Genomic DNA, 13,208 nt, shown 5'->3' with positions numbered 1-13,208 from the left:
GGGTGGCCCGGGACATCCGCCCAGCGACCACGGGACACCTGGCCTGCGACGATGTGCGCGTGAAGAGGGCATCGCTCGCGGCCGTCGTGGTGGTCGCGGTGTCGGTCGGTTCGCTGATCGGTGCCTCGCTGCTGGACCTGCGAGTCCCGGCGGCCCACCGCGAGCAGATCGAGGCCGACCTGGCGTGGACCGCCGGGATACCCGGGCTGGGCCTGGCGATCCCGGGCGCGCTGCTGCTGCGCCGGATGCCCCGGCACCCGGTCGCCTGGCTGCTCAGCCTGGCCGGCGTGCACTGGTGCCTGGACGCCACCGCGGGGAGTTGGCTGGGCTACGCCACCTGGTTCGATCTGCCCGGCGCCTCGGCCGCCTTCTACGTCTATCAGCGGCTCGGCGCCGCGCTGATGATCTGGGTCCCGCTGCTGTTGCTGATCTATCCGAGTGGCCGGTTGCCCGACGGGCGGTGGCGGATCTTCGCCTACGCGAGCCTCGCGCTGACCGGTCTGATGCCGGTGGTCCATCTGTTCGTGCCGGCCGCCAGCGCCCAGGAGCGGGCCGGTACGCCGCTGCCCGAGCCGTTCGCCGGTCTGAACCTCGACCCGACCTCGATCGCGCTGCCCGACGGCTGGTGGGTTGCGATCATGCAGCTGTCGTTCCTGGCTCTGCCGCTCGGGATGCTGGCGCCGGTGGCGGTGGTCGTCCACCGGTACCGGAGCGTGGTCGGTGAGGACCGGCTGCGGATGCGCTGGCTGCTCTGGGCCGCGATCGTCAATCTGCTGGTGGTCGCCGGGGTCCTGGCCCTGCCCGAGCTGTCCGCGATCGCGCTCGGCCCGACGGTCGGCTTCACCGGCGCGGTGGTGGCCGTGGCGATCGTGCGTCCCACCCTGCTCGACATCGACCGGCTGCTCGGCGGCACCGTCCTGTACGCGGCGATGGCGGTTACCGTCCTGATCGTCGACGCGTGCGTGCTCGGGGTCACCGGTCTGCTGCTCGGGCAGAGCCTGCCGGAACGGGACGCCGCCGTGGTCGCCCTGCTGCTGGTCACCGCGGGCTACGGGCCGCTGCGGCACCGGCTGTGGCTGCTCGTCCGGCGACTCGTGCTCGGCCGGCGCGACGACCCGTACCGGGTGGTCGCCGGGCTCGCCGAGCAGCTGGAACGGTCCACGTCGCCGGAGGACGAGCTGCTCGCCGTGGCCCGTGCGGTCGCCGAGGCGTTCCGTTCGCCGTACGTGTCGGTGGAGGTGGATCAGCCCGGCGGCGCCAAGGTGATCGCCACGCTGGGGACGCTTACCGGCGCGGCCACCACGCTGCCGATCAGCTACCGCGGGGAGACCGTGGGCCGGGTCGTGCTGCCCGCCGACGGTCCCCGGGTCGCCCTCTCCAAGCGGGACGAACGCCTGCTCGGCGACGTGGTGCGGCAGGCCGCGATCGCCGCCCGGTCCGCGCACCTGGTGCGCGAGCTCCAGCGCAGCCGGGAGCTGATCGTGGCGGCCCGGGAGGAGGAGCGGCGCCGCCTGCGCCGCGACCTGCACGACGGGCTCGGCCCGACGCTGGGCGGCGTCGCGCTGCGCATCGACACCGCCCGCAACCTGGCCGCCAAGAACCCGCAGGAGGCGGACCGGCTGCTGAAACAGGCCCGGGAGGACGCCGGAGCCGCGGTCGCGGACGTGCGGCGCCTGGTGCACGACCTGCGCCCGCCGGCGCTGGACGACGTCGGCCTGCTCGGCGCGATCCGGCAGCAGGCGGCCCGGCTGCGGGCGCCCGGGCTCACCGTGACGGTCGACGGCGAGGGCCTGGACCAGTTGCCGGCGGCGGTGGAGGTGGCCGCGTACCGGATCGCCTCGGAGGCCCTGACGAACGTGGTCCGGCACGCCTCGGCGACGTCCTGCCGGATCCGCCTGGACGTCACCGACGGTGAACTGATCGTCGAGATCACCGACGACGGGGTCGGCATCCCGTCCGGCACGCCGACCGGCGTCGGCCTGGTCTCGCTCCGCGAACGGGCCGCTGAGCTGGGCGGCGAGTGCCGGATAGAGTGCCCCGGCGACCGCGGCACCACGGTCCGGGCCCGGCTACCCATGGGAGTGCTCAAGTGACCGATCCGATTCGCGTTCTCGTGGCGGACGACCACCCGATCTTCCGGGACGGGCTGGCCATGCTGCTGGCCACGGTCGACGGCATCGAGGTCGCGGGCACCGCCGCGGACGGCGCGGAGGCGGTCGCCGCGGCCACCCGTCTGCTGCCGGACGTCGTGGTGATGGACGTGCAGATGCCCCGGCTCAACGGTGTGGAGGCCACGCGCAGGCTGGCCGCCGACGCGCCCGGGGTCGGCGTGCTGGTGCTGACCATGTCGGAGGACGACGGCACCGTCTTCGCCGCGATCCGGGCCGGCGCCCGTGGCTATCTGGTGAAGGGCGCCGAGCAGGAGGAGATCGTCCGGGCGATCACCACGGTGGCGGCCGGCGGCGCGGTCTTCGGAGCCACCCTCGCGCTGCGCATCGCCGAGTTCTTCGCCGCCGGCCCGCCCACGCCCACGGACGCGTTCCCGCAGCTCACCGCGCGGGAGCGGGAGATCCTGGAACTGCTCGCGGCGGGCCGCTCGAACGCGCAGATCGCCTCGGTCCTCTACCTGTCGCCGAAGACGGTCCGCAACAACGTCTCCAACGTCTTCACGAAATTGCAGGTCGCGGACCGGGCCGAGGCGATCGTGCGGGCGCGCGAGGCCGGCCTCGGCCGCTGACACGGGAACGGCCCGGACCGCCGGGAACGGCCCGGACCGCCGGGAACGGCCCGGGCCGGCGGGCGAGGCATCCCCCCGTGTGCGACGCCTCGCCCGGATCACGGCGGCCTGCGCACGTTCACAGTCCGCGGCGCCGGCCGGATCCATCGAAGCCCAAGTCGGCCGCCCGGTGGTGGACAGCCTGTCCGGCGCATACCGGACGGCAGGTCCCGGACCGCCTTTATAGCACGGCTCGGAGAGCGCTTTCCGAATCATTGCAGCGATCGCGGTGAAAGCTCCAGGTCGGCGCCGACCGCGTAGTGATCCGACGGGAAGACCCCCTCGATCGGGCGATCGCCGGCCAGGAACACCCGGCTGATCCGCAGCGACGTACCGGGCCGGCCGGGCCGGGCGAGGATGTGGTCGATCCGGCGGTCGATCTGCTTCACCGCCTCCGCCGGCGCGTACGGCACGGCCGAATCGAGGGTGACCGCCTCCGGATCGCCTCCGCCCGCCGCCCAGGTGTCGACCATCGCGTCCAGCAGCGGTATCAACTCGATCTGCCCCGGCGCCGCGTTCAGGTCGCCGACCAGCAGCACCGGCAACGCGCCGTCCAGCCGCTCGTCGGTGGCGAGCGCCGCCAGGGCCCGGCACTGCGCCAGGTGGTCCGCCGCGTACTCCGGCTCCCATTCGGTGCAGCCGACGATGACGTGCAACGGGCCGGCCGGATGGTCGACCGTGGCCAGCAGTGCCCGCGGCGGTACGCCACCACGCTGCGGATTCGGCAGATCGTGCACCTCGGTCGCGCGGATCGGCCAGCGGCTGACCAGGCCGATTCCGATCCCGACGTCACGCTGGTCGGGATTCTCCGGTGGTTCCGGCTCGGGTGGTAGCCCGGACGGCGCCCACACCGCGTGCATGCCGTGCCGCTCGGCCAGCCGGTGCGGCTGGTCCGTCCCGTCGGCCGCCCAGCTCTCCACCAGGCCGAGCAGGTCCGGCTCGTGCTCGGCGACCGTCTCCGCGATGAGGCGCTCCCGAGTCCGCCAGTCCGCGCCGAACCGCCACCATACGTTCCAGGTCATCACTCGCATCAATCCATGTTTACCGTCCTCGTACGTTCGCGCAGGCCGGCCGGCGGCATGATGAGTGCCGTGACAGACGCGCCGAAAGGACTGGTCCTCGTCGTCGAGGACGAACGGCCGATCGCCGACCTGGTGCGGCTGTACCTGAGCCGGGAGGGCTTCGGCGTGCAGGTCGAGCACGACGGTGCGGCGGGGCTGGCCGCCGCCCGCCGGCTGCGCCCGGTCGCCTGCATCCTGGACATCGCGCTGCCCGGCATGGACGGCACCGAGATCTGCCGCCGGCTGCGTGCCGGTGGCGACTGGACGCCGGTGATCCTCCTGACCGCGCGGGACGACGAGGTGGACCGCATTCTCGGGCTGGAGCTGGGCGCCGACGACTACGTCACCAAGCCGTTCAGCCCGCGCGAACTGGTGACCCGGGTCAAGGCCCTGCTGCGCCGCGCGGCCGGACCGCCCGCCGAGCAGGTGCGCACTCTGGGGGCGGTCACGCTTGATCCGGGGCGGCGTACGGTGACCGTCGGCGGCGTCCCGCTGACCCTGACGGCGACCGAGTTCGATCTGCTCGCCCACCTGCTCGGGCGGCCCGGACGGGTGTTCACCCGGGAGGAGCTGCTGGCCGCGGTCTGGGGGTACGCGTCGCACGCCGGGACGCGTACCGTCGACGTGCACGTGGCGCAGGTCCGGGCCAAGCTGGGCGACGCCGCCACGCTGATCCGGACCGTCCGCGGGGTCGGGTACTCGGCCGATGCGTGACTTCTTCCGTACGCTGACCGGCCGCGCCGTGCTGGTAACCGCCGCCACCGCGGTGGTCGCCGTGATCGTCACCGCGCTCGTCGCCATCCCCGTCGCGGTCCGCTCGGTGAACACCCAGATCCGCGCCGAGCTGATGGAGAAGACGGCGCTGGCCGTGGAACTGCTCGCCGACGAGCGGCCGGCCGCCCGGGAACGCATTGCCCGCCGGCTGCGCCAGGACGACATCGAGATCTACCTGATCCGGCGGGGGACGGCCGACCGTGCCGGGCTGCCCGAGCGGGTGGTGCGGCGGGTCGCCGCCGGCACCCTGATCGACACCCGTGGCGTGGTGAACGGCCGATCCTCGTTCATCGCCGGGCGACCGCTCTCCGGACGGAACAGCGGTGTGGTCCTGACCCGGAAGGTCTCCTCCGGCATCGCGGTACGCGTACTGAGCGGTGTCTGGGTGGCACTGCTGGCCGGCTTGGTCGGCGGGGTCCTGGCCGGCGCGTTGCTCGCCCGCTTCGTCGCCCGGCCGATCGGGCTGGCGGCCGCCGCGGCCGGCCGGCTCGCCGCCGGTGACCACTCGGTACGGATCTCCCGGCACGGCCCGGCCGAGGCGGTACGGCTCGCCGACGCGATCAACCAGCTCGCCTCGGCGCTACAGACCAGCGAGGGACGGGAGCGGGACTTCCTGCTCTCGGTCTCGCACGAGTTGCGTACGCCGCTGGCCACCATCCGCGGGTACGCGGAGGCGTTGGCCGACGGGGTGATCACGGCGGACGGCACGGAACAGGCCGGCGCCACCATGCTCGGCGAGGCCGACCGGCTGGACCGGTTGATCTCCGACCTGCTGGTGCTCGCCCGGCTGGAGGCCGCCGACCTGCCGCTCGACGTCGTCGCGGTGGACCTGGTGGAGCTGGTCCGGGAGGCCGGGCGGGCGTGGACGGCCCGCTGCGGCCCGGACGGCCCCCGCCTGGTCCTGGAGCTCGCGAGCGAGCCGGTCACCGTGGACACCGACCCGGGCCGGATCCGGCAGGTCCTGGACGGCCTCTGCGAGAACGCGCTGCGCGTGGTCCCGGCCGGCGCGCCGCTGGTGCTGGCGGTTCGCCCGGGCGGCATCGTCGAGGTACGCGACGGCGGTCCCGGCTTCACCGACGACGACCTGGTGGTGGCCTTCGACCGGGGCGAGCTGAACCGGCGCTACCGCGGCATCCGGTCGGTCGGCAGCGGGCTCGGGCTGGCCCTGGCGGCCCGGCTGGTGGGGCGGCTCGGTGGCCGGATCAGCGCGGGACACGCCCCGGAGGGCGGGGCGATGTTCACCGTGGAGCTTCCTTACCGGACCCGAACAATCGCCTGACACGGTCCGAGCCGGGGACGCCGAGGATCCGGTGCATGACTCGTACCCGTATCGCTGTGATCGCCCTCGCCCTCGCCTTGACCGGATGCGGCGCCGCGCCCTCCGGCTCGGCCGCCACCCAGGATCTGGGTGACGTGGACGCCGAACTCGTCGCCCTCCAGGAGGCCGGCTCCGCAGGCGACGGGGAGCAGGCCCGTCCCCGGGCGGCGATCCGCAAACACCTGCGCAAGGACACACTGCACGGCGAGGTGGCGGTGCAGACGAAGGACGGGGTGCGCACCGTGGTGGTGCAGCGCGGCACGATCACCGCGGTGAGCGACTCCGGCATCACCGTCGAATCCACCGACGGCTTCGACCTGACCTGGACCTACGGCGACCCGCTGCGGCTGGTGCGGGACCGGAAGGCCGCCGAGCGGACCATCCTGCGCACCGGGGTCCAGGTCGGTGTCGGCGGTCTCCGCGACGGCGACGTGACCAAGGCCCGGTTGATCGTGGTGAAGTGACTCACTGAAGGAAGTCGGCGAACGGCGAGAGCAGCAGTTTGCCCAGGCCGGTGGCGGTTTTGTCGAGCCGGCGCCGCTCCTTGTCCAGGGCGATCATGTCGTGCCGGACCGCCCAGACCTTCTGCGCGTTGCGCCACGCCACGTTCCGCGTGTACTCCACCAGCTCACCCTGCCACCAGTCGTCCAGGTCGCCGTTCATCGTGTCGATGAGCAGCTGCCACCGGTCCAGGTAGCCGCGGCGCAGGCCCGGCATCTCCTCCGCGAAGATGTCGTTGACCTGTAGGTAGTCGTGGTGCTGGTCGCTGTCGTCGATCGGGTCGCTGCCCAGGTGATCGAAGGTGGTGACCAGCGCGAACGGGAGGTCGAAGTTGATGTGCGCGTTGACGCCGGCGACGGCCGACGGCAGCGGGCGGGCGTCCGGGCCCGGCACACGGCAGAACAGTCCGGCCCAGACGCCGGGACAGGCAGGGCTGCCCTCGGTCCAGTAGCGCAGCGCGTCGAAGTACCGCGCGGCGAACTCCACGTCCAGCCGGGACAGGAACGCCGGGTCCTTGAACTTGCCGGCGTAGAGACGCTCCAGCACGTTCTCGGTGATGGTCAGATACAGCTTGTTGAAATCGGCCAGCGGGTTGCTGTGCAGCAGCGGCGGCACGCGGCACAGGACTACCTGCAGCTGGGCGAGCTGGTCGACCACGGCGGGCACGTCGTCGGGGTGCTGTTGCAGGATGTCGTGCATTTCCTGCTGCACCGGGCCCCAGATGGGCTGGGTCATCGGTTCCTCCACGGGTGATGCAGAAATGCGGAGGGCCCCCAGCACCGCCCGGCGGCGTGAACCACCGGGCGGTGCTCCCCCGTGCGCAACAGCCTTCCACCGAGGGTCCGCCGGGGGATCGGTAGAACGACGTATTCCTCGTACGTATGTCACGCTCAGATAACGATTGCCTGGTCAGGCCGCTGTCAGATAGACACGACTGGCCTGCACACGAGTGCGTACCTGAAGCTTGTCGAAGATGTGTCCCAGGTGGACACCGACCGTCCGCTCGCTGATGAAGAGCTTCGCACCGATCTCCCGGTTCGTCAGCCCCTCGGCAACCGCGGCCAGCACCTCGCGTTCCCGGCCGGTCAGCGCCGCCAGCTCGTCGGTGACCTGCTCCGGCACGGTCATCGGCACGGTCGGCGTGTCGTCGGCGAGTGAGACCCGGAACCGCTGGGCCACGCCCCGGATCTCCTTAGCGAACGGGCGGGCGCCCATCGCGGTCGCCGTCGCGAAGGCCTGCCGCAGCCCGGCGATCGCGGTGGTCCGCCGGGTCTTGCGGTGCAGCGCCGCCTCGGCGTGACGCAAGCGTGCATAGGCCGCCGGGTACGGCTGCTGGCGCCGGTCCCAGATCGCGGCCGCCCGGGCCCAGGGCTCGGGATCGTGCCGGTTCTCGATCCGGCTCAGCTCGGCCGCACACAGGTCCAGATAGGCGTCCACCACGGCACGGGCCGCCCCGGCGTTGTTCACACCCTCGGCCAGCCGGTCCCGGACGGTCTTCAGCCGGCGCAGCGCGCCCGGGTCGACCGCCTTGCCCGCGACGTGCGCCTCGGCCTCGGCCCGCAGGCCGTGCCAGGCCAGCACACCGAGCAGCACCAGGTCGTCGGAGCGGGTCTCGGTGAGCCCGCGCTGCACCGCCGCACGCGCATCGTGGTGCTCGCCCTCCCACATGGCCAGGCCGGCCCGCAGGGTGAGCATCGGCAGCACGTGCCGGGCGCCGCCGCCGGCCAGCAGGGTGGAAGCCGCGTCGAGATCACGGTGCGCGTTCTCCAGCTCGCCGAAGCCGACCAGCAGCCGGCAGCGGGCGAGCAGCAGCTCCACCGCGTCGGCACCGGACGGGCGGTGCCGCATCGCGATGTCCAGCACCGCGTCCGCCTCCGCCCACTGGCCGACCCGGAACAGGCCGTTGGCGGCGATGGCGAGCAGCCGGGTCTGGTAGGTCCGGCCGACGCCGAGCTTGGCGAGCCGGTCGGCGCCCCGGCGGGCCACCAGCACGCCCTCCTCGATGCTGTTCAGCGGGCCGGTGAGCAACTCGGCCAGATGCAGGTACGCCACGCCGAGGTCGTCCGGGTGCCCGGACCGCTCGGCGATCTCCACGGCGTGCCGGATCACCGCCAGCCCGGCGTCCGGATCCTCCCGGAACGCCGAGCTGAAGCCGAGCGCGGCGCTGGCCCGCACCAGGTCGGCGGTCGAGCCGTCCACCGCGGCCAGCTCCAGCGCCTCGCGGGCGCGTTCGTTGGCGTCCGCGTACCGGCCCAGGTGCAGCAGCAGCTCGGCGAGGAACGCCGCGGCCGAAGCGCGCTGCTGCGGTGAGCACTCGGGTGACTCCAGTGCCCGTACGTACTCGGTCTCGGCGGGAGCCGACCGGCCGGCCGCGGCCAGGTAGCGTGCCCGGCGCAGGTGCAGGTCACACTGGCCGGGAGCGTCGGCGCGACCGGCCAGCTCCTCCAGCCGGGCCAGCGCCAGCAGGTGCTCGCCGCACTGGTGGGCCGACTCGGCGGCGTGCCCGAGCAGCTCGGTGCGCTCCTTGTCGTCCTCGGTGGTGATCCGCAGCGCGATGGTCCAGTAGCGGTGCGCCTCGGCGAAGCCGTAGAGCGCCTCGGCGGCCCGGGCCGCCGCGATGACCGGGGGCAACGCCCGGGCCGGGACGCCGGCCCGCTGCCAGTGGAAGGCCAGCCGGGCGTGGTCCGGCTCGCCGCCGGCCGCCTCCAGCGCCTCCGCGTACCGCCGGTGCAGGGCGGCGGCCTCGGCGGGCAGCACCTCCTGCTCGAGGATCTCGGCGACCAGCCGGTGCCGCAGCCGGTAGCCGTCGCCGTCGCTGGCCACGAACCGGTGCGCCACCGCGGCCCGGACCGCCTCGATCAGCTGGTCCTCCGGAAGCGGCACGACCCGGGACAACACCAGGTGGTCCACCGGCTCCACCCCGGCGGCCAGGGCGTGCACCACGGCGTGCGCGTTGGCGGGCAGCTCGTCCACCCGGGACAGGAAGATCTCGCGCAGCGTGTCGGAGAGCTCCACCCGGCCGTCCCGCAGGTCCCGGGCGAGTTCCTCGGCGACGAACGGGTTGCCGCCGCTGCGCTTGTAGACCCGGTCGGCGTCCTCGATGGCGACGTTTCCGCCGACGATCGCGGTCACCAGCTCCCGGGTCTGGTCCTGGGTGAGCGGCTGCAGGTCGACCACCCGGACCGAGCGCAGCCGGCGCAGCTCGGCGAGGACGCGGCGCAGCGGGTGGGTGCCGTGCAGCGCCTCGGCCCGGATCGCCGCGAGCACCGAGATCGGCACGTCACCGAGGCCGGCGAGCAGGTAGAGCAGCAGCTGGCGGGTGCTCCGGTCGGCCCACTGGAGATCGTCGAGAACCAGCAGCAACCGCTTGTCGCCGGCGATCGAGCGCAGGTCGCGCGAGACCCGGTCGAGCAGCGCACCGGCGTCGTCGGCGGTCGCCGCCAGGGCGGCGCCGGCGTCGTGCCGGCGAAGCGCCTGCAGAACCGGGTGCAGCGGCGAGGCGTCGCCGATGTCCAAACAGGTGCCGTTCAGCACGGCGAAGCCCGTCCCGCGCAGCGCCTCGGCGGTTTCGCGCAGCAATCGGCTCTTGCCGACACCGCTCTCCCCGGTCAGGAACACCGCGGCTGTCCCGCCGGGACCGACGTCGCGCAGATAGGACTGAACGTCGGTCAGCGTGTCGGTGCGTCCGACAAGCGGCCCGTCGTCCCCCAGGCTGGCCATGAACGGCAGCCTAGTGCGAATCGGCCTAGCACGTTGTCGTCGGTTCGGACTGTTCTGCGTCACAAAAATGACGGGTACCGATGCTGTCAGAGATACGTCGTTCTGCGGATCCGCCCGTTGTTCCGGGCTGGCACCGTACTCCCGGTCAACGCAATGAACCTTCTTCAACCTGGTATTCGGCCGGCTGCTGCCGGCATCTCGCCTGTTGAGGAAGGTTCAGTGATCTGGGGGAGCGTGAGACATGACCACCATCACCATGGCCGATCAGGAGCGGCGCCAGGACGTGACCGTGCTGTTCATCGACATCGTCGGCTTCACCGCGCTGGTGGACCGGCTGGACTGCGCGGAGGTCCGTGCCCTGCAGCGGGACTACTTCTCGACCGTGTCGAGCGTGGTCCGCGAATGCGGCGGCATCGTGGAGAAGTACGTCGGTGACGCGGTGATGGCGGTGTTCGGCACCGGCGAGGACGGCTTCGGGCCGGCGGCGGCCGCCTCTGCCGTGCAAGCGGGCCTGTCGGTCCAGGAGGCGTTGAGGGGGCGTCTCCTGGCCGGCAGGTTCCCGATCCGGACCCGGGTGGGCCTCGCCACGGGTGAGGTGATCGTCGACACGTTGGCGGCGTTCGACGGCGGCTACGGCATGATCAGCGGCAGCGTGGTGAGCACGGCGGCGCGCCTGCAGGCGTACGCGCCGCACGACACCGTGGTGGTCTGCTCGGCCACCCGGGAGATCACCGACGCGCTCATCGCCTACCAGGAGATGCCGCCGGTCTCGGTGCCCGGTAAGTCATACCCGCTGGATCTGTGGCGAGCGCTCCAGCCTCAGATGGCGCCTCTCGTCGGAGTTTCTTAGGCATATCTTAGGATGCTTTATACCGTTTTCGGCCACTGGGTGGTCTAGACCTGGCTCGCCTGGGGCAGAAGTGTCGTAGGCGCCGGGTAGGCTCGCGCCGTCCTGACCACCCATGGCCGATCGGGAGTGCCGCCTCGTGACCGCACAGCCACAGACCTTGTACGGGGCTGACGACCTCACGCACCTGGAAGGACTGGACGCTGTCCGGAAACGCCCAGGCATGTACATCGGGTCCACGGACAGCCGGGGCATCAACCACCTGGCCAACGAGATCATCGACAACTGCACCGACGAGGGCGTCGGTGGACACGCCACGAGGATCGCGGTCATCCTGCACGCCGACGGCTCGGTGCAGGTCGACGACGACGGCCGGGGCATCCCGACCGACGTGCACGCCAAGTCCGGCCTCAGCGGTGTCGAGCTGGTGCTGACCCGCCTGCACGCCGGCGGCAAGTTCGGCGGCTCGGGCTACAAGGCCTCCGGCGGTCTGCACGGCGTCGGCGCCTCCGCGGTCAACGCGCTGGCCCTGCGCTTCGACGCCACCGTCAAGCGGGACGGCAAGGTGCACGAGATCTCGTTCCAGCGCGGCGTGCCCGGGGTCTTCGACGGTCCCGGCCCGGACGCGCCGTTCACCCGGGAGCCCGGCCTGCGGGTGGTCCGCCGGATGAAGCGTGGCGAGCCGTCCGGCACCTCGATCCGGTATTGGTACGACGCGCGTTACTTCGAGACCGGTGCCCGCCTCGACGTCGAGGCCGTCCGGACCAAGCTGCGCAACACCGCCTTCCTGGTCCCCGGCGTGCAGTACACACTCTTCGACGCGACCGCCGAGGAGCCGGCCACCGAGGCGTTCCACTACCCACACGGGCTCACCGACATGGTGGAGTTCCTCACCCCCTCGGGTGACAAGCCGGTCTCCGGCGTCCTGGTCGTCACCGGCGAGGGGACGTACAAGGAGAACGCCGCCGACGCCAACGGCGTCATGCAGTCGAACGTGGTGCGGCACGCCCAGATCGAGGTCGCGTTCCGCTGGGGCACCGGCTACGAGCGCACCGTGGAGTGCTTCACCAACACGATCCGCAACGTGCACGGCGGCACGCACCGCAAGGGCTTCGAGCGGGCCCTGGTCCGTGCGCTCACCGAGGCGATCCGTAACGCCCGCGGCCTGCTCAAGCCCAAGGAGGAGCCGCCGGTCCTGGACGACCTGCTGGAGGGCATGACCGCGGTCATCCACGTGCGGGTGCCCGAGCCGCAGTTCACCTCGCAGACCAAGGACGAGCTCTCCACGGCCGGGATCACCCGGGTGATGCAGGGGCTCGTCGAGGCGTACCTGAAGGAGTGGATCGACGGCCGGCGGACCAAGGCCGAGGCCCGCACCGTCCTGCAGAAGGTGGTGGACGCGGCCCGCGTCCGGCTCACCCAGAAACAGCAGAAGGACGCCGCCCGCCGCAAGACCGCGCTCGAGGGCGCTTCGATGCCGGCCAAGCTGGTGGACTGCCGTGCCATCGGGATCGACCGTTCCGAGCTGTTCATCGTGGAGGGTGACTCGGCGCTCGGCACCGCCCGGATGGCCCGCTCCTCGGAGTACCAGGCGCTGCTCCCGATCCGCGGCAAGATCCTCAACGTGCAGAAGGCCAGCCTGCAGCAGGTGCTCGACAACGCCGAGTGCTCGGCGATCGTCCAGGTGCTCGGCGCCGGCTCCGGGCGGACCTTCGAGATCGGCAACATGCGGTACGGCCGAGTCATGATCATGGCGGACGCGGATGTCGACGGCTCGCACATCCGGACCCTGCTGATCACGCTCTTCGCCAAGTACATGCGGCCGGTGATCGAGCACGGCCGGCTCTTCGCCGCGATGCCGCCGCTGCACAAGGTGGTCACCAAGGGCCGCAACTCGGAGACCCTCTACACCTACACGCAGCAGGAGATGGAGAGCACCGTCTCGCGGATCGAGCGCGGCGGCCGTCAGGTGCAGAAACCGGTGCCGCGGTTCAAGGGCCTCGGCGAGATGGACGCGGACGAGTTGTGGGACACCACGATGAACCCGGCGGCCCGGACCGTCCGGCGGATCACCATCGAGGACGCCGAGCGCGCCGAGGCGACGCTCGAGCTGCTGATGGGTGAGCGGGTCGAGCCCCGGAAGAACTGGTTGATCGAGGCCGCCGGCCGGATCGACCAAGAGACGATCGACGCCTGAGAGGTTCGTTACCA

10 protein-coding genes are annotated in these 13,208 nt (G+C 72.1%); 7 read left to right on the top strand and 3 right to left on the bottom strand.

Features of this window, described 5'->3' with window-relative positions; all coding sequences use genetic code 11:
* The first annotated feature begins 59 nt into the window (after positions 1 to 59).
* Together I4J89_RS51370 and I4J89_RS51365 are read left to right on the top strand one after the other, a co-directional pair.
* Positions 60 to 2,093 (top strand): sensor histidine kinase, encoded by a 2,034-nt coding sequence (locus tag I4J89_RS51370; RefSeq protein ID WP_196411957.1) that lies wholly within the window; start codon positions 60 to 62, stop codon positions 2,091 to 2,093.
* Positions 2,090 to 2,737: a response regulator gene (locus tag I4J89_RS51365; protein ID WP_196411956.1), complete on the top strand. Its 648-nt coding sequence runs from the start codon at positions 2,090 to 2,092 to the stop codon at positions 2,735 to 2,737. The genes I4J89_RS51370 and I4J89_RS51365 overlap by 4 nt, the downstream gene beginning before the upstream one ends.
* A gap of 251 nt (positions 2,738 to 2,988) precedes the next feature.
* Here I4J89_RS51365 and I4J89_RS01530 read toward each other — a convergent pair whose 3' ends face one another.
* Positions 2,989 to 3,798: an endonuclease/exonuclease/phosphatase family protein gene (locus I4J89_RS01530; protein ID WP_196411955.1), complete on the bottom strand. Its 810-nt coding sequence runs from the start codon at positions 3,796 to 3,798 to the stop codon at positions 2,989 to 2,991.
* A 60-nt stretch (positions 3,799 to 3,858) separates the two neighbouring features.
* Here I4J89_RS01530 and I4J89_RS01525 point away from each other — a divergent pair, with 60 nt between their 5' ends.
* The 3 genes from I4J89_RS01525 to I4J89_RS01515 are packed head-to-tail and all read left to right on the top strand — an operon-like array spanning position 3,859 to position 6,393.
* The gene (locus I4J89_RS01525) at positions 3,859 to 4,551 is read left to right on the top strand and encodes a response regulator transcription factor (protein ID WP_230858160.1); all 693 of its coding nucleotides are present in this window, start codon (positions 3,859 to 3,861) and stop codon (positions 4,549 to 4,551) included.
* Positions 4,544 to 5,890, top strand: coding sequence for a HAMP domain-containing sensor histidine kinase (locus I4J89_RS01520; protein WP_196411954.1), 1,347 nt, complete (start codon positions 4,544 to 4,546; stop codon positions 5,888 to 5,890). Before I4J89_RS01525 ends, I4J89_RS01520 begins: the two co-directional genes overlap by 8 nt.
* Positions 5,891 to 5,925: 35 nt before the next feature.
* Positions 5,926 to 6,393 carry a hypothetical protein gene (locus I4J89_RS01515; protein ID WP_196411953.1) on the top strand — a complete coding sequence of 156 codons (468 nt, stop codon included), beginning with the start codon at positions 5,926 to 5,928 and terminating at the stop codon, positions 6,391 to 6,393.
* A 1-nt stretch (position 6,394) separates the two neighbouring features.
* On the opposite strand, the gene I4J89_RS01510 is transcribed toward I4J89_RS01515, so the two are convergent.
* Both I4J89_RS01510 and I4J89_RS01505 read right to left on the bottom strand, forming a co-directional pair.
* Positions 6,395 to 7,165 (bottom strand): DUF5995 family protein, encoded by a 771-nt coding sequence (locus tag I4J89_RS01510; RefSeq protein ID WP_196411952.1) that lies wholly within the window; start codon positions 7,163 to 7,165, stop codon positions 6,395 to 6,397.
* Between the two features lie 174 nt (positions 7,166 to 7,339).
* Positions 7,340 to 10,150, bottom strand: coding sequence for a helix-turn-helix transcriptional regulator (locus tag I4J89_RS01505; protein WP_196411951.1), 2,811 nt, complete (start codon positions 10,148 to 10,150; stop codon positions 7,340 to 7,342).
* A gap of 241 nt (positions 10,151 to 10,391) precedes the next feature.
* Between I4J89_RS01505 and I4J89_RS01500 the strand changes: the two genes are divergently transcribed.
* Both I4J89_RS01500 and I4J89_RS01495 read left to right on the top strand, forming a co-directional pair.
* Positions 10,392 to 11,000: an adenylate/guanylate cyclase domain-containing protein gene (locus I4J89_RS01500; RefSeq protein ID WP_196411950.1), complete on the top strand. Its 609-nt coding sequence runs from the start codon at positions 10,392 to 10,394 to the stop codon at positions 10,998 to 11,000.
* A 112-nt stretch (positions 11,001 to 11,112) separates the two neighbouring features.
* The gene (locus I4J89_RS01495) at positions 11,113 to 13,194 is read left to right on the top strand and encodes a DNA gyrase/topoisomerase IV subunit B (RefSeq protein WP_196411949.1); all 2,082 of its coding nucleotides are present in this window, start codon (positions 11,113 to 11,115) and stop codon (positions 13,192 to 13,194) included.
* Positions 13,195 to 13,208: the final 14 nt, after the last annotated feature.

It is taken from the genome of Actinoplanes aureus, from assembly GCF_015704865.1.
Lineage (GTDB): Bacteria > Actinomycetota > Actinomycetes > Mycobacteriales > Micromonosporaceae > Actinoplanes > Actinoplanes aureus.
The sequence above is the reverse complement of the archived record's forward strand: the minus strand, read 5'-3'. Positions and strand labels throughout refer to the sequence as shown.